Consider the following 24,831-nt stretch of genomic DNA (forward strand, 5'->3'; position numbering starts at 1 on the left):
GGTGGGGGGGGGAAGACCCCCCCAACAGAACCCCCCCCCGGGGCGCGGGTGGGGCGAGGGCCCTGTCGCCAGGCTTGCCATCGTCCCCCTCTCCCCGGCCCTCTCCCCTGAAGGGGAGAGGGAGAAGGGTTCATTCCTTACTTCTTGTCGTCTTCGACTTCCGAGAATTCGGCGTCGACGACATCCTCGTCGGCCTTGGTCTCGCCAGCGTCGGCGGCGGGGGAGGCCGCGGCCTGCTGTTCCTTCTCATAGATCGCCTGGCCGAGCTTCATCGCGACCTGCGCCAGCGCCTGCGACTTTTCGGTCATCGCGGCGGGATCGCCGCCTTCGACCGCCGCCTTGGCTTCGGCCACCGCCGCCTCGATCTCGCTCTTGAGGCCCGCATCGACCTTGTCGCCATGCTCTTCGAGCTGGCGTTCGGTCGTGTGGATCAGGCTTTCGGCGTTGTTCTTCGCCTCGGCCGCCTCGCGGCGTTTCTTGTCCTCTTCGGCGAACTGCTCGGCGTCCTTGACCATCTGGTCGATGTCCGCGTCGGAAAGGCCGCCCGAGGCCTGGATCTTGATCTGCTGCTCCTTGCCGGTTCCCTTGTCCTTGGCGTGGACCGACACGATGCCGTTGGCGTCGATGTCGAAGGTCACCTCGATCTGCGGCACGCCGCGCGGCGCCGGCGGGATGCCGACGAGGTCGAACTGGCCGAGCATCTTGTTGTCGGCCGCCATTTCGCGCTCGCCCTGGAACACGCGGATCGTCACCGCCGACTGATTGTCGTCGGCGGTCGAATAGACCTGCGACTTCTTGGTCGGGATGGTGGTGTTGCGGTCGATCATGCGCGTGAACACGCCGCCCAGCGTCTCGATGCCGAGGCTCAGCGGGGTCACGTCGAGCAGCAGCACGTCCTTGACGTCGCCCTGCAGCACGCCCGCCTGAATCGCGGCGCCGATCGCGACGACCTCGTCGGGGTTGACGCCCGTGTGCGGTTCCTTGCCGAAGAAGTCCTTCACGACCTCGCGCACGCGCGGCATACGCGTCATGCCGCCGACAAGCACGACCTCGTCGATTTCGCTGGCGCTGACGCCGGCGTCCTTGATCGCCTTCTTGCACGGTTCGAGCGTGCGCTTGATCAGATCCTCGACCAGCTTTTCCAGGTCGGCGCGGGTGATCGTCTTGACGAGGTGCTTCGGTCCGTTGGCGTCGGCGGTGATGAAGGGCAGGTTGACCTCGGTCGACTGCGCGGTCGACAGTTCGATCTTCGCCTTTTCGGCGGCTTCCTTCAGGCGCTGCAGCGCCAGCTTGTCGCCGCGCAGGTCGATGCCTTCGTCCTTCTTGAAGCCGTCGGCGAGATATTCGACGATCTTGCTGTCGAAATCCTCGCCGCCGAGGAAGGTGTCGCCGTTGGTCGACTTCACCTCGAACACGCCGTCGCCGACTTCGAGGATCGAGATGTCGAAGGTGCCGCCGCCAAGGTCATAGACCGCGATCGTCTTGTTCTCGGTCTTGTCGAGGCCATAGGCGAGCGCGGCCGCGGTCGGCTCGTTGATGATGCGCAGCACTTCGAGGCCGGCGATCTTGCCGGCGTCCTTGGTCGCCTGGCGCTGGGCGTCGTTGAAGTAAGCGGGAACGGTGATCACCGCCTGCTCGACCTTTTCGCCGAGAAACGCCTCGGCGGTTTCCTTCATCTTCTGAAGGATATAGGCCGAAATCTGCGACGGCGAATAATCCTCGCCGCCCGCCTTGACCCATGCGTCGCCGTTGGTGCCCTTGGAGATGGTGTAGGGGACGAGTTCCATGTCCTTCTTAGTCATGGGATCGTCGAAGCGGCGGCCGATCAGGCGCTTGACCGCGAAGATGGTGTTTTCGGGGTTGGTGACCGCCTGGCGCTTCGCCGGCTGGCCGATCAGTCGCTCGCCGTCCTTCGCGAAGGCGACGATCGACGGCGTCGTGCGCGTGCCTTCGACATTTTCGATAACCTTGGGTTTGCCGCCTTCCATCACCGCGACGCAGCTGTTCGTGGTGCCGAGGTCGATCCCGATCACTTTTGCCATGGGTATGTTCGTCCTTGTTGCTTCCTTCGGCGCCCTGAAAAGGCACGCCGTGCGTTGATTTGATGGGGGCGATATAGGTGCGCTTTGCCTTGGCACAAGGGTTTTGACGGCGTATCTGGGACAGGAAAATTGACGCATTCCGGGAGTCCCAAGCATCATGAAGCCCTTCGCAATCGCCGCGCTCGCCGCCACCGCGCTCACGCTGACCGCGTGCGAGAAGAATCTGGGCGCGGGACAGCCGCTCAACGTGGTCGCCGGCTATATCCAGATGGGGGCGACGCCCGACAGCCCCGCGGCGGGCTATTTCACCGTCGAGGGTGGACCGCGCGACGTCGAGCTGGTCGCGGTGACCGCCGACCTCGCGCAGCGGGTCGAGATGCACGAAAGCGTCAAGGAAAACGGCGTCGTCACGATGAAGCCGCTCGCCGCCGCCGTCGTCCCGGCGAAGGGCAAGCTTGAATTCAAGCCCGGCGGCAAGCATCTGATGATCTGGCACATCAACGGCGCCGCGGTGCGCGCGGGCAAGCTGCCGATGGCCTTCGTCTTCACCGACAACGACAATGAACGCATCCTGTTCGACCTGCCGATCAAGCCGGCGCCGAATGCGAGCGCCGACGGGATGGCCGGCATGGACCATGGTTCGATGGATATGAGCGGCGGCAAGACCGGGGCGGACGCGGCGAAGAAATAGGCCGAAGTGCCGCGCCCGTCGCGCCCCCTCACCGCCGGAGAAATCGTGCTCGCCCGTTCGGTGTTTGGCGACGCCATCGACTATGCGCGGGTGCGGGTCCGCCATTATAAATGGATTTTCTTCCAGCCGCGCCGGATCGTCATGGCGCCGATGGGCGACCTGCATTTCCACCCGAAGGGCGGCGTCTATTGCGACGACTTCTCCTGTCCCGCGGGAGGACGGGCCGAGGAACTGGCGGCGAAGGGGCTGTTCCTTCACGAGATGACGCACGTCTGGCAGGCGCAGACGCGCGGGCGCTGGTATCTGGTGCTGATGCGGCATCCCTTCGCGACCTATGACTACAGTTTGAAACCCGGCTGGCCGCTGAGCCGCTATGGACTGGAGCAACAGGCGGAGATCGTGCGGCATTACTGGCTGCTGACGCAGAGCGTGACGATTGGCGGCGCGCCGGGGGTCGAGGCCTATCGGGCGATCCTGCCCTTTGCGGGAAGCGGGGCGGGGTAATGGGCTTCGAGCGGAACGCGACATTCTGCGTCTCATATCCTCGTCATTCCCGCGAAAGCGGGAACCCAGGGCGGAGTCAGCCGACGCACGCTCTGGATTCCCGCTTTCGCGGGAATGACGAAGAGGAGGAATATCGGCTTTCCACCCAAAGCTATCCTCTCCCGGCCAAATAGCGACTAGCCAAGCCTGCGCTGTTCGTCCTATGTTCCGGTCATGGATGCTACCTTGCTGATCGTCGGCGTTATCGCGCTCCTTCTCGGAGGCCTCATCGGCTGGCTGCTCGCCGGGCGGCAGGCGGGGGCGCTCAAGGCGGAGCGCGATGGATTGTCGGAGCGCTTCCGCGCCGCGGTCACCGACCTTGCGGCCGAAGCGGAGGCGCGCAAGGCGGCCGATCTGCAGCTTTCGGCGCTGCTTGCCGAGCAGAAGGCGCGCGATGCGGCGCACGACGCGCAGATCGCGCAGCTTCAGGGTGCGCAGGCGGCGCTCACCGCGCAGTTCCGCGAGGTCGGGCAGGCGATGCTCGGCGAGGCGCAGAAGGCGTTCCTCGAACGCGCCGACGCGCGCTTTCGCCAGAGCGAGGAGAGCGCGGGGCAGAATCTGAAGGCGCTGCTGACCCCCGTCCACGACCGGCTGCAGAAATATGAGGAAGCGGTCGGCAAGGTCGAAGCCGAGCGGCAGAATGCCTTCGGCCTGCTCCACGGCCAGATCGCCGCGATGCGCGAAGGCACCGAGCGCGTGTCGAGCGAGGCGGCGAAGCTCGTCAACGCGCTGCGCAACGCGCCCAAGGCGCGCGGCCGCTGGGGCGAGCAGCAGCTTCGCAACGTCCTCGAAAGCTGCGGACTCAGCGAACATGCCGATTTCCAGACCGAAGTCAGCGTCGCCGATGGCGAGGGCGGGCGGCTCCGCCCCGACGTCGTCGTCAAGGTGCCCGGCGGGCAGAGCCTGATCATCGACGCGAAAGTGTCGCTCAACGCCTATCAGGATGCGTTCGGCGCGGTCGACGAGGGCGAGAAGGCGGCGCATCTGACCGCGCACGCCGCGGCGATGAAGACGCACGTCAATCTGCTCGGCGCCAAATCCTATTGGAACCAGTTCGACGACACGCCCGATTTCGTCGTGATGTTCGTTCCCGGCGAGCATTTCCTCGCCGCCGCGCTCGATCAGGATCACGACCTCTGGGACTATGCGTTCGAGCGCAAGGTGCTGCTCGCGACCCCGACCAACCTGATCGCGATCGCGCGCACCGTCGCGGCGGTGTGGCGGCAGGAAAAGCTCGCGGGACAGGCGCGCGAGATCGCGGCGCTGGGCAAGGAGCTGTACGCGCGCATGGCGGTGATGGGATCGCATATCGCGCGGGTCGGCAAGAATCTCGATCAGGCGACGGGGGCGTATAACGCCTTCGTCGGCAGCTTCGAATCGCAGGTGCTGACGCAGGCGAAGCGCTTCGAGGCGCTCGACGTCGAGACCGGCGGCAAGGAGATTCCCGTGCTGCCGGTCGCCGAACAGAGTGCGCGGCCGCTGGCGAAGCTGGCGGCGGCGCCGGCTGCGGTGAACGACGGGGAATGAGCCGCGTGTCCCCGCGAAGGCGGGGACCCATCTCCGACCGGTTCAAGATCGCGCCGCCCGGAGATGGGCTCCCGCCTTCGCGGGAGCACAGGGCCTTGGTTACGCGCTGCGCCCCTTATATCACCCGCTTGAGCACCGCCGTCTTGCCGTCCTTGCCGGTGAGCAGCATCGTGCCGTCCGTGGGAAAGGTGATTCGCACCGGCGCGCGCATCAGGTCGAAGAAGGCGCGTTCCTGCTCCATTTCGGGTCCGGGGCAGGCCATCAGCGTCGCCGCGAGCTGTCCCGCGGTCAGCACGCCGTCCTGGGCCGTATAGCCGCCGCCGAAGCGGTTGCATCCCGCGCTGCCGCTGAGGCGCGTGCCGTCGAACGCCAGCGATGTCGGCCTGTCCGCCGCCACCGGCGTGCCGCCGATCGATGCGAAGGTCCAATTCGACCCCGCGAGCGTATCGGGCGGCAAAATCGCACCGCCGCAGCCCTGCACGCTCTTGCCGTCGGCGGTGACGCGCACCGTGTCGGCATAGCGCCGGTCGCTCATCCCGTCGCTGCATGGCGTGGGCTCGATCGCGACCGACAGGCGCCCGGCGGCATAGGCCCGGCCGTTCGCCGCCGGCGTCGCGCCGGGATTCGGAACGGCGATCTTCGTCTCGCCATAGTCGCCGGCATAGGTCAGCCGCTCGGGCGTGATCTCGATCGTCCAGCCGGGTTCGGTGCCGACCGCCATATAGGCGGCAGCCGGCGCGGGCTTTTCGCCGGGCGCCTGCGGAGTGCCCGAAGCGGCGCAGCCGGCGAGGACCAGCGGCAGGGCGATGAGGGGGAGGATGCGTGTCACCATAAAGCCTTTCGTTCGACGCCACCCGGATATTGCTCCGGTATGACGATAGTGTCGAACGCGCCGTTAGGCGCCCGCGAATGGCCGCGCGCTGAACGTCATCGCCAACCGCCGTTCAGCTTCGCCGCTGGTTCAGCACCTCATAAGCCATCACCGCCGCCGCGACCGCGGCATTGAGGCTGTCGGCCTTGCCCATCATCGGCATCTTCACGCGCACATCGGCGGCGGCGGCATAGGCGGCGGGCAGGCCCTGCGATTCATTGCCTACAAGCACGAAGGTCGGCGCGGCATAGCGCACCGCCTGATAATCCAGCGTGTCGCCGCCGAGCCAGGTCGCGACGAGTTCGCCCGGGCCGCCGCGCAGCCAGGGAAGAAATTCGTCCCAGCGCGCCTGCACCAGCTTCTGCGTGAAGATCGCCCCCATGCTCGCGCGCACCGCCTCGACGCTATAGGGATCGGCGCTTTCGTCGAGCAGGATCAGCCCGCCCGCGCCGACCGCGTCGCCGGTGCGCAGCATCGTGCCGAGATTGCCGGGATCGCGCAGCCGTTCGGCGACGAGCCAGATCGGCGCGGCGGCGCGGTCGAGGTCGGCAAGCGCGGTTTTCGGCTCGGCATAGATGCCGACGATCGTCTGCGGATTGTCCTTGCCGGAAAGTTTGGAGAGGATTGCGGGGGTGGTGTCGATCACCTCGCCGCCCGCCGCGAGGGTCGCGTCAACCAGCGTCTTCGCGAGCGGGTGAGCGGCGCCTTCTTCGGCAAGGAACAGCCATTGCGGCAATATACCGGCCTCGCGCGCCTCGGTCGCGATGCGCAGACCTTCGGCGAGGAACAGGCCTTCGGCGCGGCGGTGGCGCTTCTCGCGCAGCAGGCGCATCCGCTTGATCAACGGATTGGAAAGGCTTTCGATACGGGAGCGGCGACCGGTCATCCGGTCAATCCTCGCCGAAGCTGTCCTTGACCAGCCCGACCAGCTTGAGCAGCGCGGCGTCGGCGCCTTCGCCCTTCGTGTGGATCGTGATGCTGTCGCCCTTCGCGGCGCCGAGCATCATCAGCCCCATGATCGAGGTGCCGTTGACGCGGCTGCCGCCCTTTTCGACCTCGACGCTGACGGTCTCGGGAAGGCGGCTGACGAAGGTCACGAACTTGGCGCTGGCGCGTGCGTGCAGTCCGCGCTGGTTGGTGATCTCGACCGTTTCGCTGTTTTCGTTCATGGCCCCACTCCCAGCATCTCCGACGCGACGGAGATATATTTCTGGCCCGCTTCCTTGGCCGCGATCACCGCGGCGCGCAGGTCCATCGCCTTGCGCGCGCTTTCGAGGCGGATCAGCATCGGCAGGTTCACGCCCGCGATCACTTCGGTCCGCCCGCTTTCGAGCAGGCTGATCGCGAGGTTCGACGGGGTGCCGCCGAACAGGTCGGTCAGCATGATCACGCCGCGGCCCTCATCGACCTTGCGGATCGCCTCGGCGATTTCCTTGCGGCGCATCTCCATATTGTCGTTGGGGCCGATGCACACGGTGGCGATCGCGCGCTGGGGGCCGACGACATGCTCCATCGCGGTCACCATTTCCTCGGCGAGCCGGCCGTGGGTGACCAGGACCATTCCCAGCAGCGGCAATGCTTTATCGACGGCCATGAAATCGCAGACCCTTATGCTTGTCCGGCGCCGGCGGAAGATGCGGGCGGGGGCCTGCCCTCAAGCCCATCTTGCGGGGCGGAGTCAAGGTTGCGGTGGGTCACGGTCGGCGCATGGCCCGCGGCGCGTAGCGTTTTGGCCACACGGTCGGCGACATGGACCGAGCGGTGCCGCCCGCCGGTGCAGCCGAAGGCGACGGTGACATAGCTTTTGCCCTCGGCGCGGTAACGCGGGAGCAGGGTGAGGAGCAGCCGTTCGATCTGCGCGATGCTGTCCTCGTATGCGGGGTCGGCCATGACATAGGCCGCGACATCGGGGTCGAGCCCGGTGCCGGGGCGCAGTTTTGCGTCCCAGTGCGGATTGCGCAGATAGCGCATGTCGAACACCAGGTCGGCGTTGCGCGGCAGCCCGCGCGCAAAGCCGAAGCTCAATATGTTGAGCACCGGTTCGCCTTCGCCCGCGTCGCCGAAGCGCTGGCGCACCTCCTGCTGCAAATCGTTGCTCGAATAGTTGGTGGTGTCGACGACATGCTCGGCCCAGCGGCGAAGCGGTTCCATCAGCTCGCGTTCGCGCGCGATGCCGTCGGCGGCGGGGCGATCCTCGGCCAGCGGATGGCGGCGCCGCGTTTCGGAGAAGCGGCGCTCGAGCTCGGCGCCCGCACAATCGAGAAACAGCGTCTGGATGTCGCGGCCGCCGTCCTCGCGCAGTTCCTTGATCCGCTTGACCAGCCGCGCGGGCTTGAAGCCGCGGCTGCGGCTGTCGATCCCGACCGCGATCGGGCGGCTCGCCTCGCTGCGCTTCGCGGGCGCATCGATCAGCGCCTCGAGCAGCGCGAGCGGCAGATTGTCGACGACCTCCCAGCCGAGGTCTTCGAGCACCTTGAGCACGGTCGACTTGCCGGCGCCGGAGAGGCCGGTGACGAGGAGCAGGCGGGGGTCGGGAACGCTCATCGGTCGGGCGCCAGCCGTTCGAGCGCGAGCAATATCTTGATCGGCGCCGACGCCTCGAAGGCCGACAGCAGCAGCGCGGGCAGCGGATGCCCGGCGACCGTCTCGATCTGGTTGACCGACGGCATACGGTCGTAGCGGTCGGACAGGCGCACCGCGAGCGCGAGCGGCACCGGCGCGGTCCACGGCTTTTCGACGATGCCGATGCCGCGCACCTCCAGCTTGCCGGCGAGATTTTCGGGCGGGCGGCACCACAGCCGGTCGCGATCGAACCAGATGTCGCAGCGGTCGTCGGCGACGAGCCGCGCGCCGCGATCGATCAGCCGCAGCGCGAGATCGGACTTGCCCTGTCCCGTATTGCCGAGAATCAGCACGCCGCCGCTGCCCGCCGCGACGCAACTCGCATGGATATTCTGGATCTCGGGCTTGGTCCGGCTCGGAAACATCAACGGGGCTTACCGGCGACGAAGCGGGGCTGCAAGGCGGCAAACCGATTTGGGTGAAGAGAGGGCAATGGATTCGCGGGAGGGGGGATTTGGTTCACGCGAAGCCGCGAAGAAGGCGCTTCGGGCCGATAGGCCCCTTTCTCCCTTCGTTGCGTCAGTCGCGACGTTGGAAGGAGGAGGCCGCTTCGCGGCGGGCGCAACATCTTCGCGTCTTCGCGGCTTCGCGTGAACCCAATAATCTCCCGAACGCCGGTGCGCCTATCCCGCCGCTTCATGCCCCTCGCGTGCGGGCAGGGTGATGAGCAGGCTCGCGCCGCGCTGGCCGTCATCGCGGTCGCGGGCGGAGATCGTTCCGGCATGGCCCTCGATGATCGTCCGCGCGATCGCGAGGCCCAGCCCGCTGTGGCGGCCGAACGCCTCGCCATTGGGCCGCTCGCTGTGAAAACGGCGGAAGATCGCTTCGCGCTGCGCGGGGTCGATGCCGGGGCCGTCGTCGTCGACGCGGATATGCACTTCGTCGCCCAGCCGCGTCGCGGCGATGCAGACGAGGCCGCCTTCGGGGGAGAAGCTGATCGCATTGTCGATGACATTGTCGATCGCGCGTTCGAGCCGGTGGCCGTCGCCCATCACCTGCGTCGTGCCCTTGCGCGGGCGAGCGAAGGCGATGCGCGGGGTCGGAGTATCCGGCTTGATGCGCGCGGCGCGGCCCGCGAGCATCGATTCGATCATCAGCCCGATGTCGATCGGCTCGAACAGGGTGCGCGACAGTTGCGCATCGATCCGGCTCGCGTCGCTGATGTCGGTGACCAGGCGGTCGAGCCGCCGGACATCCTCGTCGGCGATCGCGAGCAGTTGCGCGCGCTGTTCGTCGGTCGTGCCGCGCCCCAGCCCCTCGATCGCCGAGCGCACCGAAGCGATCGGATTCTTGAGCTCGTGCGTCACGTCGGCGGCGAAATGCTCGCCCGCGTCGATGCGTTCGCGCAGCGCCTGCGTCATGTCCGAAAGCGCGCGGGCGAGCGTGCCGATCTCGTCGCGGCGGCTCGGCAGGCGCGGGACGACGACCTCGCGCGCGCGGCCAAGGCGCACGCGCACCGCGGCGCGCGCCAGTTTGCGCAAGGGACGGACGATCGTGCGCGCGAGAAAGAGCGACAGCAGGATCGAGGCGATCAGCACCATCGCGACGACGACCGCGAGGCGGAAACGCTCGGCGCGCACCGTCTTGGTGATGTCGCGCGCGTTGAGCGTCATCAGCATCACCTCGGGTGCGTCGAGGTCGACGATGCGCGTCGCGCTGAGCAGGGGGGTGCGTTCGGGGGCGTAGCGGAAGCGGCTCGCCGCCGCGCCGGTGTTCATCGCCTCGACGACCTCGGGCCAGGCGCTGCCGCGGTCGATCCGCGGTTCCTCGAATTCGGGATAGGCGGGGGCGCCGACGATCCAGTCGATCCCGCGGTCCATCGCGCGCGCGGCGTCGCGCTTCCACGGCTGAAGCTCGGGATCGCGCAGCGTATAGGTCGGCGGAGCGTGCGCGAAGCTGTCGTCGATCTTGCGCCCGTTCGCGTCGTAGAAGCGCAGGCGCGACTCGGTCGCGCGGGTGAATTCGCCGATCAGGTGCCGGCGCTGGTCGGGCCGCGCCGCCTCGAGCGCTTCGTCGAGCTGCGCGAGCTGGTCGCCCATCACGTCCATGCGCGTGTCGATCAGGCGGCTGCGATAGGTATCGAGATAGAAGAAGCCGCCGCCGAACAGCACGATGGCCAGGATATTGACGGCGAGGATGCGCGTCGTCAGCGACCAGCGCGCCGACCAGACGAGCGGCGCCTCCTCCTGCTCGGCTATGCTCCCTTCGGGCCTTTTGGAGTCAGCCGTCATCGGAGAAGCGGTATCCGGCGCCATAGAGAGTCGCGATCGCGTCGAAATCGGGATCGACTTCGCGGAACTTGCGCCTGAGGCGCTTGATGTGGCTGTCGATCGTGCGGTCGTCGATATAGACATCGTCCTGATAGGCCGCGTCCATCAGCTGGTTGCGGCTGCGCACGATGCCCGGGCGGCTCGCGAGCGTTTCGAGGATCAGGAACTCGGTGACGGTCAGTGTGACGTCCTTGCCGTCCCAGCCGACCTTGTGGCGCGCCGGGTCCATGCTCAGGCGGCCGCGCGTGATCGGTTCGGCGACGGGCTCGTCATCCTCGCTCGGGGATGCGCGATTGAGCTCGACGCGGCGCAGGATCGCGCGGATGCGCGCGATGACCAGACGCTGCGAGAAGGGCTTGGCGATATAATCGTCGGCGCCCATCGCCAGGCCGAGCGCCTCGTCGATCTCGTCGTCCTTGCTGGTCAGGAAGATCACCGGAAGCTGGCTCTTCTCGCGGAGGCGCCGCAGCAGTTCGAGCCCGTCCATGCGCGGCATCTTGACGTCGAACACGGCCAGGTCGGGGGGATTGTCGATCAGCGGTTTCAGCGCCGCCTCGCCGTCCGAATAGACGCGCGTGACGAATCCCTCGGCTTGCAGCGCGATCGACAGGGATTGCAGGATGTTGCGGTCGTCGTCGACCAGCGCGATGGTTGCCGTCATGCTCTTTCCATTGGGCGGACCCCGGCGGTCCAACTAGCCGATCTGCCGCCCAGCGACAACCGCGCACGGCTGGCCCGCGATTCACTCTTTAATCTTTTGACCTGTCTTCGCATCGTCGCTAACGCGATCGGGATTTCGGAATCGGCGCTCCCGTCGGCACCCATGCAAATGCGGGCCTGTCCATTAGCACGCTAAGCATTGCATAGGTATGCAACGGCCCTCGGGACATGCGCCGGACAAGGGAAAGGCGAAGCCAATGACCAAGATTGCGATCGGCACCGACACCGTCGAGACGAAGGCGGATGTGGCCGAAAACTGGGGCACGGCGCGGCTGGTGGAGGATGCGCTCTGCCACGGCGAAGGCCTGCTCGCCAAGGACGGCCCGCTCGTCGTCGAAACCGGCAAGCATACCGGGCGCAGCGCCAAGGACAAGTTCATCGTCCAGGACGACGAGACGCGCGATACCATCTGGTGGGGCAAGACCAACGTCGCGATGACCCCCGATCATTTCGCGGCGCTGAAGGCCGATTTCCTCGCGCATCTCGCAGGCCGCGAGCGCCTCTATCGCCAGCAGCTCTTCGGCGGCTCGCAGCCCGAGCACCGCGTCCAGGTTCAGGTCGTCACCGAACTCGCCTGGCACAGCCAGTTCATCCGCACGCTGCTGGTGCGCCCGACCGACGCTGAACTGGCGGCGTTCGCGGCCGAATATACGATCATCGACTTGCCGAGCTTCCGCGCCGATCCTGCGAAGCACGGCACGCGGAGCGAAACCGTCGTCGCGGTCAACTTCGCCGAAAAGCTCGTGCTGATCGGCGGCACCGCCTACGCCGGCGAGATGAAGAAGTCGGTGTTCGGCATCCTCAACTACCTGTTGCCCGTCGACGGTGTGATGCCCATGCACTGTTCGGCGAACATCGGACCCCAGGGCGACACCGCGGTCTTCTTCGGCCTGTCGGGCACCGGCAAGACGACGCTGTCGGCCGACGCCTCGCGCACGCTGATCGGCGACGACGAGCATGGCTGGTCGGACACCGCGGTCTTCAACTTCGAAGGCGGCTGCTATGCCAAGATGATCCGCCTGTCCGAAGAGGCCGAGCCCGAAATCTATGCCACCACCCGCCGCTTCGGCACGGTGCTCGAAAATGTCGTGATCGACCCCGCGACGCGCACCCTCGACCTCGACGACAACAGCCTCGCCGAAAACACCCGCGGCGCCTATCCGATCGACTTCATCCCGAACGCGTCGGAAGCGAATATGGGGCCGGTGCCGCGCACGGTGATCATGCTCACCGCCGATGCCTTCGGCGTGCTGCCCCCGATCGCCAAGCTGACCCCCGATCAGGCGATGTATCATTTCCTGTCGGGCTATACCGCGAAGGTCGCGGGGACCGAGATCGGCGTGACCGAGCCCGAGGCGACCTTCTCGACCTGCTTCGGCGCGCCCTTCATGCCGCGCCATCCGTCGGTCTACGGCAATCTGCTCAAGGAACGCATCGCCAAGGGAGGCGTCCAGTGCTGGCTCGTCAACACCGGCTGGACCGGCGGCATGGCGACGATGGACGGGATCAAGCGGATGCCGATCAAGGCCACGCGCGCTTTGCTGAATGCCGCGCTCGACGGCAGCCTGAACGACGCCGAGTTCCGCAAGGACCCGAATTTCGGCTTCCTCGTCCCGGTCGCGGTGCCGGGCGTCGACACGGCGCTGCTCGACCCGCGCGCGGCGTGGACCGACGCGGCGGCCTATGACCGCACCGCCGAAGCGCTGGTGCAGCAATTCATCGACAATTTCGCGCAATTTGCGGACCATGTCGACGAAGGCGTCCGGCAGGCCGCGCCGCAGGCGTCCGTCGCCGCATAATCCGCCCGGATCGCTTCCCGGATCAAGTCTGGGACGACGATGATCTGGATCGCAATGGAGCATTCTTCGTCACCCCGGGCTTGACCCGGGGTCCGCCTTGCCTTTGTCTCCGGCAATGGAACGCCAACCTTGCGTCTACATCCTCGCCCGATCATCGCATGGGACGCTTTACACGGGCGTGACGTCGAATCTCCTCCAGCGCATCTATCAACACCGTGAAGGCACCTTTGACGGCCACACCAAGCGTTACCAAATCAAACGCCTCGTCTGGTTCGAGCGCCACGAGATGATGGGTTCGGCGATCCTGCGCGAGAAGCAGATCAAACGCTGGCTGCGCGAATGGAAATATGAGCTGATCGCAGCGCAAAATCCGACATGGCGCGATCTTGCCGAGGATTTCGGCTTCGACCCGCTGCCGCTCGGCAGAAGAAAGGCGGACCCCGGGGCAAGCCCGGGGTGACGGCGACTAATATTTCGGCCCCGCTATATACTATCTTTGTCGGCATTCTTCGCGCCCGGCGGCGCCTCGACCTAGCCGCGCCAACGAACGACCTGGCTCCGCTGCCGGACTTCGCTTGTCCGCGTTAGAGCTTGATGCCCGGCACCCAGCCGCTTGCCGCCAGAAAGGCGGCGGGGTCGCGCATCTCGATGATCGCCCGTATCGCCGCGGCCTTGTCGGGCGCGCGGTCGTAATAGCTTTTGACGATACGATAACCCGCCCAATAACCGAGGTCGCCCGGCCATCCGTCCGCGCCCTGCTGGTTATAGAGCCAGCGCGAGCCGATCGCCTTTTCGTCCTTCTCGGCAAGAAAAGCCGTCTCCAGTTCCTTCTCGCGCCCCTTTGCCCATTGGTGAAGCAGCGGATAGGCGACCGAGCCGGTCATCCGCTCGGCGATGAATTCGGCCGCGCCCTCGCCCAGTGCGGCGCGCAGCACCGATTCCTCGGGGTCCTCAACCTGCGCCAGCGGCTGCTGCACATGGACATATTCGTGCGCGATGACGTGGACGAAACGGTCTTCGTCGTCGGCCTCGATGAAGCGGGCTGCGCATAGCGATTCGAGCCCGATATAGACGCCCCTGGCGTTGGCGGTGCCGGCGCTCGTCGCGCGGCCGATGGCAATCGTGATCGGCGGGAATTTTGCGGCGGGATAAATTTCAGCGAGGCGGTCGGTCGCCGCGACGAGGCGCGCGCGAATGTTGGGGAGCTTCGCTGCGCAGGCGCGCGCATCCGCAAAGACCTGTGGCTTAGCGCGCAACGCGGCGGCGAGCTTTTCGGGCGTGATCCGGCGCATCGCCATGAACTCGGAAAGCCCCGGCGACGGGGTGGCGAGATAGCGCGCCGCCAGCTGGTCGGGCGCGGCGGCGAGCGCCGGGTCGTCATAGAGCCGAAAGAAGCGATCGACGTCGGTCGTGGTGATGTCGACATGCGACGCCGCCGCATTTTCGGCGGCAGCGACCGGCGTGCTGGCGAGGATCAACGCGCCGAACAGCGCGCGGGTGCCGGAACGGTGCATCATCCCTTCGTCCCCGCGATATATTCGTCGACATTCTGCGCCAGCACGTCGAGCGGGACGTTGCCGCCCTTGACCACCGTGTCGTCGAAATCGCGCAGGTCGTATTTCGCGCCCAGCGCCGCCTGCGCGCGGCCGCGCTGGCGGACGATCTCGCTGTGACCGACCTTGTAGCCGCACGCCTGGCCGATCCAGCTGCAATAGCGGTCGACCTCGCTCGCGACCTCGAGCGGGTTCGATCCGTTCTGGTGCACGAAGAAATCGACCCCCTGTTCGCGGGTCCAGCGCTTCGCATGAATGCCGGTATCGACGACGAGGCGGCAGGCGCGGAAAGCGAGCGACTGGAGATAGCCGAGCCGCCCGACCTCGAAATCGTCGTAGAGGCCGAGTTCGTCGGCAAGCTGTTCGGCATAGAGTGCCCAGCCTTCCGAATAGGCGTTGAACGCCAGCATCGTGCGGATCAGCGGCATCCGGTTCGCATATTCGCCCTGCCAGACATGCCCCGGAATCGCTTCGTGCATCGCGAGGTCGGGAAGCGAATATTTGCTGTGCAGGTCGGTGGTGCGCAGGTTGATCCAGAAACGGCCGGGGGTGCTGCCGTCGATCGAGCCCGCGCCGCCATAGGCCGCGGGCGCGCCGGGTTCTTCGGCCAGCGGCAGGCGCTTCACCTCGACATTGCCCTTCACCAGTGTGCGGAACGCGCGCGGAAGCTCTGCGCGGATCTTGCCGAGCCAGGTCTGGATGTAGGCGACGATCTCGGCGCGGCCCGCGTCGCTCTCGGGGAATTTGAAGCGCGGGTCCTTGGCGAGCTCGATCATCCGGGCGCCGACCGACCCCTTGGTAAGCCCAAGCTTCTGAAGGATCGGGTCCATCCGTCCGTGCAGTTCGGCGAGCTGGTCGAGGCCCATCGCATGAACCTCTTCGGGGGTCATGCGCGTCGTCGTCGAGGCACGCAGCGCCCAGGCGTAGAATGCGTCGCCGTGCGGACGCGCCCATATGCCCGCGTCCATCGTCGCCTTCGGGCGCTGCGCCTTGAGTTCGGCGAGCTGGCGGTCGAGCGCGGCGGCGACCGGGCCCTGCACGATCTTCGCCGCGCGTGCGCGCCAGTCGCCCGCGATCTTTTCCTCGCCGGTGCGGCGGGCGAGGCTTTCGACCATCGACCCGCCCGCTTTCGCGTCGGCGAGCGTCGCCTCCATCTGCTGCACCGCCTTGTCGATCAGGAAGCCGGGGGCGATCAGGCCCTGACCGGCGGCGGATTTCAGCCGGTCGGTCTCGCCGTCGAGCACGCCCGGGAAATCGTTGAGGCGCGAGAGATAGGCTTCGGCGTCGGCCGACGTCTTCACCGGATGGTCGCTGTCGAGGAACTTCGGCACGTCGAGGTAAGCGCCGACATTCTGGATCACCACATAAGGCGTGTTGCGCCAGCCGCCGACCGCGACGTCGCCATAGGGCTGCGCGAAGCCGTCGAGCGCGACGCTATAGGCGCTGTCGATGACCGCGAGGCTGGTGCGCGTCGCGTGATCGAGCCCGTCGGTCTTGAGCGCGCGGACGCGCGCGAGGTCGGCCTTCAGCGTGTCGGCGACCGCCGTCATTCCCGCCGCCGAGCGGTCGCCGAGCCGGCCGCGCATCGCGGCGCGCGCGCCGGTGTCGATGCCGAGCGCGGTCGCGCCTTCGGGCGAGAGGGCGAGCAGATTGTCGGCGACCGAATCGAGCAGCTTTGCGGCGTTGCCCTGCGGCGGAGCCTGTAGCGCCGCCGCCGGTCCGGCGATGGCGAGCCCCGCAGCGCCCGCGCCGAGCGTGGCGAGCGACTGGCGGCGGCTGAGGGACATGGAAAGCGGATGGTGCACGGACGGTCTCCCTGGCGACTTCGTTTCTTGTGAAACCTGTCTAGGGAGCGCGGCGTGGTGCGGTCAATGGCCGCGCACAAAAAGCCCCTCCTCTTCAGAGGAGGGGTTGGGGTGGTGAGCGCCGGTGCGTTTCACCACCCCGCTGCGACTAGCGGGCAAGCCCGCAAGTCTCGCTGCCCCTCCTCTGAAGAGGAGGAGGAAGGCGGATCAATCGGTCAGTTCGGCCGGCACCTTGCCGCCGTTCGCGGCGAGCTCGCGCATCACCGCCTTGTGCAGCCAGATGTTCATCTCGGCGCTTCCGTCGAGAGCGCCGGTATAGCCGAGCTCCTGCGCGAGCGACTTGCGGTTGTCGAGGCTCGAATCGATGCCGAGCAGCTTCATCAGATCGACGATCGAGGTGCGCCAGTTGAGCGCCTGGCCGGCGTTCGCGGCCTCGGCGGTCAGGATGGCGTCGACATCGACGGGAGCGGCGGCGGCGGCCGCCATGGCGTTCGTCGCGGCGTCGAGTGCCGCGCCGACAGGGTTGGGCGCCGCCGGAGCCGCGGGTTCGGCAGCCTGCGCCTTGCCGAAAATAGCGTCCTTGATCTTGCCGAAAATGCTCATTTCTTTGCTCCCACTAAAATGCGCGGCCATTCCCCAGGGGTGAGTCGCATGGCCGCAGGATGGACTTAGGCATTTGAAAATGACAGCGAAATGAACGTCTCGTCCTTCGCTCGCCGCCGGACTATGATAACGCCGTCCGGCGCGTTTCGATCCCGCGCCGAAGTGGGAGATTGATGATGAATCTGACCGATATTCTCGCGCAGGCCGGCGGCATCGAATCGATGGCGAGCCAGCTCGGCGTATCGCCGACGGTCGCGAAGCAGGGCGCCGAAGCGCTGCTGCCCGCGATCCTCGGCGGTTTCAAGACGCAGGCCCAGAATGCCGGCGGGGTCGAGGGTCTGGGCGGGCTGCTCGGCCAGCTCGGCGGCGGCGGACTGCTCGACGCGGTGCTCGGGTCGCAGGCGACGCCGGTGCAGGCGGGCAACGACGTGCTCGGCCAGATTTTCGGGTCGAAGGACGTCAGCCGCACCGTTGCCGATCATGCCGCGGGGCAGACCGGGCTCGATTCGGGGCTGCTCAAGCAGATGCTGCCAATCCTCGCGATGATGGTCGCGGGCTATATGGCGAAGCAGGGCGGGCAGCAGAGCGGCGGCGGAGGCCTCGGCGACCTGATTGGCGGCGCGCTCGGCGGCGGCGGATCGGGCGGCGGTCTCGGCGGGATGCTGGGCAGCGTTCTCGGCGGCAGCGGTGGAGGCTTGGGCGGCCTGGGCAAGATGCTCGACATGGACGGTGACGGCAATCCGCTCGACGACATCATCGGCATGGCGGGGAAATTGAGGGGGTAGAGCCTCCTTTCCATTCTTCGTTATTCCGGACTTGATCCGGGATCCATTCTTTCGGGCGTCGCGTGAATGGACCCCGGATCAAGTCCGGGGCGACGAATGAGGGGACTGTCCACTGTGTTGAGCGGACCCGTCGCTTTTTACGCCGCCATCAGGCGGATGTCCTCGCGGAAATCCTCGTCGCAGCGGATGCGGCCGCGCATGGGGGTGACGGCATTGCTGCCGTCACCATCGCCTTCCTCGAACAGCGCGCACGCCGCCTCGCCGCCGCGCGCGACGCTGTAGCGTTGCGCGACCTTGCCGGTCGGCCGGAACCCCAGCTTGCGCAGCACCGCGCCCGACGCGGGGTTGTCGACGAAATGGCCCGCGCCGAGCCGCGGCAGGTTCATCGCGCGCGCGATGCGGACGAGCTGGCGCCCCGCCTCGGTCGCGAAGCCGAGCCCCCAATAGGGCCGCGCGATCCAGTAACCCAGTTCGAGCGCTCCTTCCGGGCTCGGCGAAATGCCGCAGCCGCCGACGAGGCGCGGGGCGCCGCTGGTGCGCGCGAAGATCAGGAAGCGCGGCTGGTCGGGATCGAGGGGAAGGCTCAGGAACGCCTGCGCTTCCTCCTCGCCATAGGGCCAGGGCGCGCGCGACAGGCCCCGCACGACCGCTTCCTCGCCGATCGCACGCGCGAGGGCGGGGGCGTCTTCCTGCCAGCCGGGCCGCAGCAACAGTCTTTCGGTACGCGCGAACATATTCTCACTCCCATTTGCCTGTCGCCGTGGCGCCAGATGGTGACGCTTTGACGACATTCGATAGTGAGGGAGATGGATGGCCCTGTTTTCGCGCCCGTCCGCAAATCGCGGATTTCGGGCAAGAAAAAAGGGAGTCCGGGGGCGACCCGTCTCCCTCTTTTCGAACCTTGTTTCCGCTCGCGGCGGAAAGGACAGCTCCGGGTCGTCCCTTGGATGGACGACCCTGGAAAGATCGTCCTTATTCGGCGGCTTCCGCCATGGCGTCGACCGACACATATTTGCGGCCGAGCTTGCCATCGTGGAATCGGACGCGGCCGTCGCTGGTGGCGAACAGGGTGTGATCCTTGCCCATGCCGACATTGACGCCCGGATACACCTTGGTGCCGCGCTGGCGCACGATGATGTTGCCGCCGATCACTTCCTGACCGCCGAACTTCTTGACGCCAAGGCGCTTGGCTTGCGAGTCGCGACCGTTGCGCGACGAACCGCCTGCTTTCTTATGTGCCATGACCTAAACTCCTATTCTCTTCCGGGGGCCGAGCTGCGCTCTCGCGCTCAGGCGTCCTTCTTGGGGGCCGCCTTCTTGGCAGCGGGCTTCTTTTCAGCGGCGGCTTCGGCCTTGGGCGCAGCTTCCTTCTTGGGAGCGGCGGCCTTCTTCGGCGCGGCTTCCTTCGCAGGAGCAGCCTTGGTTTCGGCGGCCGGAGCGGCCTCGGCCTTCGGAGCGGCTTCCTTCTTCGGCGCGGCCTTCTTGGCGTCGCCGACGGCCAGGATGCGCAGCAGCGTCAGCGACTGGCGGTGGCCGTTGCGGCGGCGATAATTGTGCCGGCGGCGCTTCTTGAAGACGATGACCTTTTCGCCGCGGGTCTGGGCGATGATCTCGGCCGAGACGGCCAGACCCTTCGCATCCTTCACCTCGCCGCCGTCGCCGGCCAGCAGGACGTCGCCCAGCGACACGGTGTCGCCGGCTTCACCCTCGATCTTCTCGACGGCGATCTTGTCTCCGGCGGCAACGCGATACTGCTTTCCGCCCGTGCGCACGATTGCGAACATGGTCTTCCATCCAATCAGAAACTAAAACACCCGCGCCACCGGTCACCCGCCAAGGCAGGCGAATTTTCCAGCAAGCGGGAAAGACCGCGCCACTAGCGTTATGGGCGCAAGCTGTCAACCGCATATTCCCGTGGGTTTTAAGGAAAAGCACGGGCTCGGTTGCGGCGCCGGTCTCCATACCGATTCGGCACTTGCTGCAACGCCTGCGGCCCCATATCAGGAGGCACGATGAAGCGCGCCTCTCTTTTTCCGTCCGCGATCGCCGCCCTTTCGCTGTCCGCCTGCGCGGGCGGGGTGAGCGGCGAGGCCGCGCCGTCGCTCGCGCATCGCGCGGTCGAGGGGCGTTTCAACGTCGCGCCGCCTTCGGTGGTCGTGACGCCGCCCGGGCCGCTTCCCGCCGATCTTGCGGGCCGTCTCGCGCGGTGGGATGCGGATGCCGCCGCGGCGCAGCAGGCGTTCGCCGCCGAGCGCGGCAATGCCGCGTCGCTCGTCTCCGCCGCCGCCGGCGCGCCGGTCGCGAGCGAGCGCTGGGTCGTCGCGCAGCAGGCGATCTCGCGCCTGATCGCGGCGCGCGCGCCGCTGACCGGCGCGCTCGCCGACATCGACCGCCTCTATCTCGACCGCAGCATCGACGCGGCGATCGACGGGCTTCCCGACATCTATGCGCTGCGCGACCGCCTCGCCGATACGGCGTCGGCGCAGGATGCGGTCATCGAGGCGCTGCGCCGGCAGTTGCCGGGGGAATAGGGGCATTTTCCTTTCGTCACCCCGGACTTGATTCGGGGCCCGTGCAACAGCGGTGGCGATGGATGCCGGATCAGGTCCGGCATGACGATATGGGGAAAGTCGGCGTTACGGATTCAACCCATGCTTCTTCAGCGCATGGCGAATCTGATCATAGCTCAGCCCCAGCGCCTCGGCCGCGACCTTCTGATTGTAGCGGCAGCGCGCCATCGTGTCGGCGAGGATCTGCTTCTCATAGCCGTCGACCGCGGCGCGCAGGTCGTTCACCGGGCCTGATGGCGCCGCGGCTGGAGGCATGGTTTCGCTGGCCGGCGCGGATGCCGCGGGCGTTGCCGCGGGCTTGCTCCCGGCCGGCTGCCACGGGCTCGCAAAGGGATCGAAGGTCAGGGCATCGACCGGCCGTTCGGGGTCGGCCCAGCGATAGATGGCGCGCTCGATGACGTTGCGGAGCTCGCGGACATTGCCCGGCCAGTCGTGCCCCTCCATCGCCGCGAGCGCGCGCGGCCCGAAGCCGGGCCATTCGTCCCAGCCGAGCACCGCCGCCATGCGTTGCCCGAAATAGGTGGCGAGCACCTCGATGTCGCCTTCGCGCGCGCGCAGCGGGGGCAGGGTGATGACCTCGAACGACAGCCGGTCGAGCAGGTCGGCGCGGAAGCGGTTTTCCTCGACCAGCGCGGGCAGATGCTCGTTGGTCGCCGCGACGATGCGGACGTCGACGCGGGTCGGGCGCGAGGCGCCGACGCGGGTGATCTCGCCATATTCGACCGCGCGCAGCAGCCGTTCCTGCGCGCCGCTCGACATCGTCGCGAGTTCGTCGAGGAACAGGGTGCCGCCGTCGGCCTCCTCGAAGCGGCCGGCGCGGCTGCGCGTCGCGCCGGTGAAGGCGCCCGCCTCGTGCCCGAACAGTTCGGCCTCGATCAGCGTCTCGGGCATCGCGGCGCAGTTCAGGATGACATAGGGCTTGTCCCAGCGCGCCGACAGGCGGTGGAGGCGCTCGGCGATCAGCTCCTTGCCGGTGCCGCGCTCGCCGATGACGAGGACGGGGCGGTCGAGCGTCGCCGCCTGGCTCGCGCGTTCGACCGCGTCCTGAAAGGCCGCCGACTGGCCGATGAACTGCGTTTCGCGTTCCATTCCCAATCATTGGCAAAATTTCCCGCTGATTGGCAAGCCAAATCGATGGTCGGGTCAATTTGCGAAGGAAGTTAGGCGCTTTTCCGTCGCTTTCGGCAATTGGCACGCCTTCTGCAAAGTATTCGACGAACCGGCGCAAAACGCTCCGGTGCAGCGAAAAACAGGAAGGTTGATCCATGAAGACGAATTTTGCCCAGGCCGCCACCTTCGCGCTCAGCGCGCTCGGAGCGCTGGCCATCTTCGTCGGCGTGATCGACCAGCCGAAGCTCGGTTACGATGCCGCTGCAGCCACCCCGGCGGTCAGCCAACTGGCCTGACCGACACGCTGGTGCCGGGGCACTCTCCCCCCTTGCCCCGCCCCGGCACCAGTATTTCAGGACCAACTTCGACAGGAGTTTCACACATGGGTATTTTCTCACGCACCCGCGACATCATCGCCGCCAACGTCACCGACCTGCTCGACCGGGCGGAAGATCCCGAAAAGATGATCCGCCAGATCATCTTCGAGATGAACGAGACGCTCGTCGAAGTCCGCGCCTCCGCCGCGCGCACGATCGCGGATCAGAAGGAAATGCGCCGCCACATCGCCAAGCTCGAAAGCCTGCAGGACAGCTGGAAGGAAAAGGCCGAACTCGCGCTGTCGAAGGACCGCGAAGACCTCGCCACCGCCGCGCTCGTCGAAAAGCAGAAGGCCGGCGACATGGCCGACAAGCTGAAGGCCGAGATCGCCGTCCTCGACGACGCGCTCCAGGGCTATGAGAACGACATCGCCAAGCTGCAGAAGAAGCTCAGCGAAGCCCGCGCGCGCCAGTCGAGCGTCGTCAACCGCCTCGAAAGCGCCGAGAATCGCTACAAGCTGCGCGAAATGACCAATGGCGACCGCGTCGAGGATGCCTTCTCGCGCTTCGAGATCCTCGAACGCCGCGTCGACGAGGCCGAAGGCCGCGCCGATGCGCTGGGCCTCGGCTACAAGAAGTCGCTCGACGAGGAAATCGCCGAGCTGCAATCCGCCGACAAGGTCGCCGACGAGCTCGCCGCGCTGAAGGCCGCGCAGGGCAAGAAATAAGGAGCCGGACCGATGGAAGAGATCATCATCGTCCCGATCGTCATCGGCACCCTCTTCCTCGGTCTGCCCTGGCTGATCCTCCACTACATCACCAAGTGGAAGCAGGCCAAGACGCTGACCGGAGAGGACGAGCAGCTGCTCGACGAACTGTACGACACGGCGCGCCGGCTCGAGAATCGCCTGCACACCGTCGAACGCATCATCAGCGCCGACCATCCCGACTTCCGCCCCTCGGTGCGGAGCGACGAGGAACTGGCGCAGCTTGAAAACAACAGCACGAGCCGGAGGAACTGAGATGTCTGCCAGCCGCACCAAATTCTATCTCGACAAGCAGAACGCCAAATGGAGCGGCGTGTGCGCGGGGATCGCGGACTATAGCGGGATCGACGTCCTGTGGGTGCGCGTCGGCGCGGTCCTGCTGACCCTGATGGGGGGCTTTCCCTGGACGCTGATCGCCTATTGGATGGTTGCCTGGATGGGAACGCCGAAGCCCTTCGCGCTCTATGGCTCGAACGAGGAAGCGAAATTCTGGCAGGGCGTGCGCTCGAACCCCAGCGCCTCGACCCGCGACATCCGCTCGCGCTTCCGCGACATCGACCGCCGGCTCGCCGACATCGAACTTTACTACACCAGCCATAACCGCCGCCTCGCCGACGAGATCGACGCGCTCCGCTGATCGGAGCGCCGGCCGGGCAGGCGGAAACGCAACAGGGAGACAATAATGAATATCAGTGGCCCCCTCTTCGTCCTGACCATCATCGCTCTGTCGATCGGCGGCTGGATGTTCACCACCTGGGTCCGCGCCAAGCACGGCTATCCCGTCGAGAATGAATGGGGCGGCACGGTTCATCGAACCGACGCCGACGCTGATCGAAAAATCGCGCTGTTGACCGATGACAACGCCAAGCTCGCAGGCCAGATCGGCCGGCTGGAGGAGCGCATCTCGGTGCTCGAACGCATCGCGACCGAAAACCACGGCCAGGCCGCGCAGCTCGCCGACCAGATCGACCGCCTGCGCTGAGAGGAAGAAACCGATGAATCTCGATGTCCTGAATAGCCTCGCGCCCTTTGCTCTCCTGATCGGCCTTATTTCGGTCGGGGGCTGGGTTTTCACCACCTGGCTGCGCATCAAGCACGGCTATCCGCTCGAAAACAGCTGGGGCAAGGCGATCTATCCCAAGACCAGCGACGAGGCGATGGAGCGCGTCAAGCTGATCAGCCAGGAAAACGCCCAGCTTCGCGCCGAGCTCGGTTCGGTCAAGGATCGCCTTGCGGTGATCGAGCGCATCGTCACCGACGAGGGCCACCGGCTGAGCCACGAGATCGAGGCGCTGCGGCGCCCGTCGAACTGAACCGCGAAAGGAAAAGGTCATGGATTTCGTCTGGGCTCTCATCCCGCTCGCCCCCTTCATCCTCGGCGGCCTCGTCATCTGGTCGAAGCATCAGCAGAAGATGATCGAGAAGCAGTCCGAACTGACCGCCGAAAAGGCCGCGCAATATGCGGCGCAGACCGAACGCCTCGAAGCCCGCGTCCGCGTCCTCGAACGCATCGTCACCGACAAGGGCGTCGATGTCGCCGAAGAGATCGAAAAGCTGCGCGACGCGCCGCTGAACTGAACAACGATAAGAAGAAGAGAAGGATTCCCCATGAACCCCTTTGAAATGGTCATCGGCATCGTCCTGATCGTGACGATCGGCAGCGTGGTCCGGGCCAGATATGGCGTGCACCGCGACCGCCGCGGCAACGAATATTTCGTCGGCAATGCGGGCAACGAGGCCGAGACCAAGGCCCTGCAGGCCGAGATTCGCGCGCTCAAGGAGCGTATCCAGGTGCTCGAACGCATCGCCACCGACACCAACCGGGCGGCCAGTCTCGATGAGGAAATCGAGAAACTGCGCGACCGCTCGCATCCGTGAAGACGTGACGGAAAAGGAACCGAGACATGGTCCCCATTGCTTCCGACCTCGCCAATAATCTGGTCACCGCCGCGGTCGCTCTCTCCGCGCTGAGCATCATCAGCCTGGCGGCGCTGCGCGGCTGGCGCGACTGGATCCAGTTCAAGCGCGAGGAACTCGCCGCCGGCCATGTCGCCGCTCAGGACCCCGCGGTGCCCCATGCCGGATCGCGGATCGAGATCGCCGACCTCAAGGAACGCCTCCGCAAGCTCGAAGCCATCGCGGCGGGGGTCGATCTGTGATCGTCGATCTATAAACCTGCGTCATTGCGAGCGAAGCGAAGCAATCCAGAGTGGCGTAGAGCGCCCTGGATTGCTTC

Annotated in this window: 32 protein-coding genes; 16 read left to right on the forward strand and 16 right to left on the reverse strand. The window is 66.5% G+C overall.

Annotated elements, in window-relative coordinates; all coding sequences use genetic code 11:
* Positions 1-137: 137 nt before the first annotated feature.
* Complete coding sequence (dnaK, locus tag OJI97_RS14075) at positions 138-2,042, reverse strand: molecular chaperone DnaK (RefSeq protein ID WP_297664463.1); 1,905 nt, start codon at positions 2,040-2,042, stop codon at positions 138-140.
* A 157-nt stretch (positions 2,043-2,199) separates the two neighbouring features.
* Here dnaK and OJI97_RS14080 point away from each other — a divergent pair, with 157 nt between their 5' ends.
* The 3 genes from OJI97_RS14080 (at position 2,200) to OJI97_RS14090 (ending at position 4,803) form a co-directional block, all read left to right on the forward strand.
* On the forward strand, positions 2,200-2,733 hold the full coding sequence (locus OJI97_RS14080; RefSeq protein ID WP_297664465.1) for a copper chaperone PCu(A)C: 534 nt from the start codon (positions 2,200-2,202) through the stop codon (positions 2,731-2,733).
* A 6-nt stretch (positions 2,734-2,739) separates the two neighbouring features.
* Complete coding sequence (locus OJI97_RS14085; RefSeq protein WP_297664467.1) at positions 2,740-3,237, forward strand: vgr related protein; 498 nt, start codon at positions 2,740-2,742, stop codon at positions 3,235-3,237.
* A 213-nt stretch (positions 3,238-3,450) separates the two neighbouring features.
* Positions 3,451-4,803, forward strand: coding sequence for a DNA recombination protein RmuC (locus OJI97_RS14090; protein WP_297664469.1), 1,353 nt, complete (start codon positions 3,451-3,453; stop codon positions 4,801-4,803).
* Positions 4,804-4,918: 115 nt separating this feature from the next.
* Here the strand turns inward: OJI97_RS14090 and OJI97_RS14095 are convergent, their stop codons facing one another.
* The 8 genes from OJI97_RS14095 to OJI97_RS14130 form a co-directional block, all read right to left on the reverse strand.
* The gene (locus OJI97_RS14095; protein ID WP_297664471.1) at positions 4,919-5,635 is read right to left on the reverse strand and encodes an META domain-containing protein; all 717 of its coding nucleotides are present in this window, start codon (positions 5,633-5,635) and stop codon (positions 4,919-4,921) included.
* A gap of 112 nt (positions 5,636-5,747) precedes the next feature.
* Positions 5,748-6,560 (reverse strand): RNA methyltransferase, encoded by an 813-nt coding sequence (locus OJI97_RS14100; protein WP_297664473.1) that lies wholly within the window; start codon positions 6,558-6,560, stop codon positions 5,748-5,750.
* A gap of 4 nt (positions 6,561-6,564) precedes the next feature.
* Positions 6,565-6,843: an HPr family phosphocarrier protein gene (locus OJI97_RS14105; RefSeq protein ID WP_297664475.1), complete on the reverse strand. Its 279-nt coding sequence runs from the start codon at positions 6,841-6,843 to the stop codon at positions 6,565-6,567.
* Entirely contained in the window at positions 6,840-7,244 is a 405-nt protein-coding gene (locus OJI97_RS14110; RefSeq protein ID WP_257551232.1) for a PTS sugar transporter subunit IIA, read from the reverse strand. The genes OJI97_RS14105 and OJI97_RS14110 overlap by 4 nt, the downstream gene beginning before the upstream one ends.
* A 38-nt stretch (positions 7,245-7,282) precedes the next feature.
* The gene (gene rapZ, locus OJI97_RS14115) at positions 7,283-8,218 is read right to left on the reverse strand and encodes an RNase adapter RapZ (RefSeq protein WP_297664477.1); all 936 of its coding nucleotides are present in this window, start codon (positions 8,216-8,218) and stop codon (positions 7,283-7,285) included.
* Positions 8,215-8,661: an HPr kinase/phosphorylase gene (locus OJI97_RS14120; RefSeq protein ID WP_297664479.1), complete on the reverse strand. Its 447-nt coding sequence runs from the start codon at positions 8,659-8,661 to the stop codon at positions 8,215-8,217. Before OJI97_RS14120 ends, rapZ begins: the two co-directional genes overlap by 4 nt.
* A gap of 258 nt (positions 8,662-8,919) precedes the next feature.
* Positions 8,920-10,527, reverse strand: coding sequence for a stimulus-sensing domain-containing protein (locus tag OJI97_RS14125; RefSeq protein WP_297664481.1), 1,608 nt, complete (start codon positions 10,525-10,527; stop codon positions 8,920-8,922).
* Complete coding sequence (locus OJI97_RS14130) at positions 10,517-11,227, reverse strand: response regulator transcription factor (RefSeq protein WP_297664483.1); 711 nt, start codon at positions 11,225-11,227, stop codon at positions 10,517-10,519. The genes OJI97_RS14125 and OJI97_RS14130 overlap by 11 nt, the downstream gene beginning before the upstream one ends.
* 256 nt (positions 11,228-11,483) lie before the next feature.
* Between OJI97_RS14130 and OJI97_RS14135 the strand changes: the two genes are divergently transcribed.
* Both OJI97_RS14135 and OJI97_RS14140 read left to right on the forward strand, forming a co-directional pair.
* The gene (locus tag OJI97_RS14135) at positions 11,484-13,085 is read left to right on the forward strand and encodes a phosphoenolpyruvate carboxykinase (RefSeq protein WP_297664485.1); all 1,602 of its coding nucleotides are present in this window, start codon (positions 11,484-11,486) and stop codon (positions 13,083-13,085) included.
* Between the two features lie 115 nt (positions 13,086-13,200).
* Positions 13,201-13,545, forward strand: coding sequence for a GIY-YIG nuclease family protein (locus OJI97_RS14140; RefSeq protein WP_297664487.1), 345 nt, complete (start codon positions 13,201-13,203; stop codon positions 13,543-13,545).
* Between the two features lie 124 nt (positions 13,546-13,669).
* Here the strand turns inward: OJI97_RS14140 and OJI97_RS14145 are convergent, their stop codons facing one another.
* The 3 genes from OJI97_RS14145 to OJI97_RS14155 all read right to left on the reverse strand — a co-directional run bounded on the left by OJI97_RS14145 (position 13,670) and on the right by OJI97_RS14155 (position 17,046).
* A complete protein-coding gene (locus OJI97_RS14145) occupies positions 13,670-14,602 on the reverse strand; it encodes a DUF2268 domain-containing putative Zn-dependent protease (RefSeq protein ID WP_297664489.1) in 933 nt (310 codons plus the stop codon).
* On the reverse strand, positions 14,599-16,425 hold the full coding sequence (locus OJI97_RS14150; protein WP_297664491.1) for a DUF885 family protein: 1,827 nt from the start codon (positions 16,423-16,425) through the stop codon (positions 14,599-14,601). Before OJI97_RS14150 ends, OJI97_RS14145 begins: the two co-directional genes overlap by 4 nt.
* A 225-nt stretch (positions 16,426-16,650) precedes the next feature.
* Complete coding sequence (locus OJI97_RS14155; protein WP_297664493.1) at positions 16,651-17,046, reverse strand: DUF3597 domain-containing protein; 396 nt, start codon at positions 17,044-17,046, stop codon at positions 16,651-16,653.
* A 173-nt stretch (positions 17,047-17,219) separates the two neighbouring features.
* On the opposite strand from OJI97_RS14155, the gene OJI97_RS14160 reads away from it, so the two are divergent.
* Positions 17,220-17,831, forward strand: a complete 612-nt coding sequence (locus OJI97_RS14160; protein WP_297664495.1) for a DUF937 domain-containing protein — start codon at positions 17,220-17,222, stop codon at positions 17,829-17,831.
* A 137-nt stretch (positions 17,832-17,968) separates the two neighbouring features.
* Here OJI97_RS14160 and OJI97_RS14165 read toward each other — a convergent pair whose 3' ends face one another.
* The 3 genes from OJI97_RS14165 to rplU all read right to left on the reverse strand — a co-directional run bounded on the left by OJI97_RS14165 (position 17,969) and on the right by rplU (position 19,615).
* Positions 17,969-18,565, reverse strand: a complete 597-nt coding sequence (locus OJI97_RS14165) for a GNAT family N-acetyltransferase (protein ID WP_297664497.1) — start codon at positions 18,563-18,565, stop codon at positions 17,969-17,971.
* A 238-nt stretch (positions 18,566-18,803) separates the two neighbouring features.
* Entirely contained in the window at positions 18,804-19,073 is a 270-nt protein-coding gene (gene rpmA, locus OJI97_RS14170; protein WP_297664499.1) for a 50S ribosomal protein L27, read from the reverse strand.
* A 47-nt stretch (positions 19,074-19,120) separates the two neighbouring features.
* A complete protein-coding gene (gene rplU, locus OJI97_RS14175; protein WP_297664501.1) occupies positions 19,121-19,615 on the reverse strand; it encodes a 50S ribosomal protein L21 in 495 nt (164 codons plus the stop codon).
* Between the two features lie 228 nt (positions 19,616-19,843).
* On the opposite strand from rplU, the gene OJI97_RS14180 reads away from it, so the two are divergent.
* On the forward strand, positions 19,844-20,362 hold the full coding sequence (locus tag OJI97_RS14180) for a hypothetical protein (protein ID WP_297664503.1): 519 nt from the start codon (positions 19,844-19,846) through the stop codon (positions 20,360-20,362).
* A 105-nt stretch (positions 20,363-20,467) separates the two neighbouring features.
* On the opposite strand, the gene pspF is transcribed toward OJI97_RS14180, so the two are convergent.
* Complete coding sequence (gene pspF / locus OJI97_RS14185) at positions 20,468-21,490, reverse strand: phage shock protein operon transcriptional activator (protein WP_297664505.1); 1,023 nt, start codon at positions 21,488-21,490, stop codon at positions 20,468-20,470.
* A gap of 176 nt (positions 21,491-21,666) precedes the next feature.
* On the opposite strand from pspF, the gene OJI97_RS14190 reads away from it, so the two are divergent.
* From OJI97_RS14190 to OJI97_RS14230, 9 genes are all read left to right on the forward strand, one after another.
* Complete coding sequence (locus OJI97_RS14190) at positions 21,667-21,807, forward strand: hypothetical protein (RefSeq protein WP_257547615.1); 141 nt, start codon at positions 21,667-21,669, stop codon at positions 21,805-21,807.
* An 86-nt stretch (positions 21,808-21,893) separates the two neighbouring features.
* Complete coding sequence (gene pspA / locus OJI97_RS14195; protein ID WP_297664508.1) at positions 21,894-22,556, forward strand: phage shock protein PspA; 663 nt, start codon at positions 21,894-21,896, stop codon at positions 22,554-22,556.
* A 12-nt stretch (positions 22,557-22,568) separates the two neighbouring features.
* Positions 22,569-22,850: an envelope stress response membrane protein PspB gene (gene pspB, locus OJI97_RS14200; protein ID WP_297664509.1), complete on the forward strand. Its 282-nt coding sequence runs from the start codon at positions 22,569-22,571 to the stop codon at positions 22,848-22,850.
* 1 nt (position 22,851) lies between these two features.
* On the forward strand, positions 22,852-23,232 hold the full coding sequence (pspC, locus tag OJI97_RS14205) for an envelope stress response membrane protein PspC (protein WP_054731198.1): 381 nt from the start codon (positions 22,852-22,854) through the stop codon (positions 23,230-23,232).
* A gap of 45 nt (positions 23,233-23,277) precedes the next feature.
* Positions 23,278-23,577: a hypothetical protein gene (locus OJI97_RS14210; RefSeq protein ID WP_297664514.1), complete on the forward strand. Its 300-nt coding sequence runs from the start codon at positions 23,278-23,280 to the stop codon at positions 23,575-23,577.
* A 13-nt stretch (positions 23,578-23,590) separates the two neighbouring features.
* On the forward strand, positions 23,591-23,908 hold the full coding sequence (locus OJI97_RS14215) for a hypothetical protein (protein ID WP_297664516.1): 318 nt from the start codon (positions 23,591-23,593) through the stop codon (positions 23,906-23,908).
* 19 nt (positions 23,909-23,927) lie between these two features.
* The gene (locus OJI97_RS14220; protein WP_297664517.1) at positions 23,928-24,173 is read left to right on the forward strand and encodes a hypothetical protein; all 246 of its coding nucleotides are present in this window, start codon (positions 23,928-23,930) and stop codon (positions 24,171-24,173) included.
* A gap of 30 nt (positions 24,174-24,203) precedes the next feature.
* Entirely contained in the window at positions 24,204-24,473 is a 270-nt protein-coding gene (locus OJI97_RS14225) for a hypothetical protein (protein WP_297664518.1), read from the forward strand.
* Between the two features lie 26 nt (positions 24,474-24,499).
* Positions 24,500-24,754 (forward strand): hypothetical protein, encoded by a 255-nt coding sequence (locus tag OJI97_RS14230; protein ID WP_297664519.1) that lies wholly within the window; start codon positions 24,500-24,502, stop codon positions 24,752-24,754.
* The last annotated feature ends 77 nt before the right edge of the window (positions 24,755-24,831 follow it).

The organism is Sphingopyxis sp. (assembly GCF_025869345.1).
In the GTDB taxonomy this organism is placed as follows: domain Bacteria; phylum Pseudomonadota; class Alphaproteobacteria; order Sphingomonadales; family Sphingomonadaceae; genus Sphingopyxis.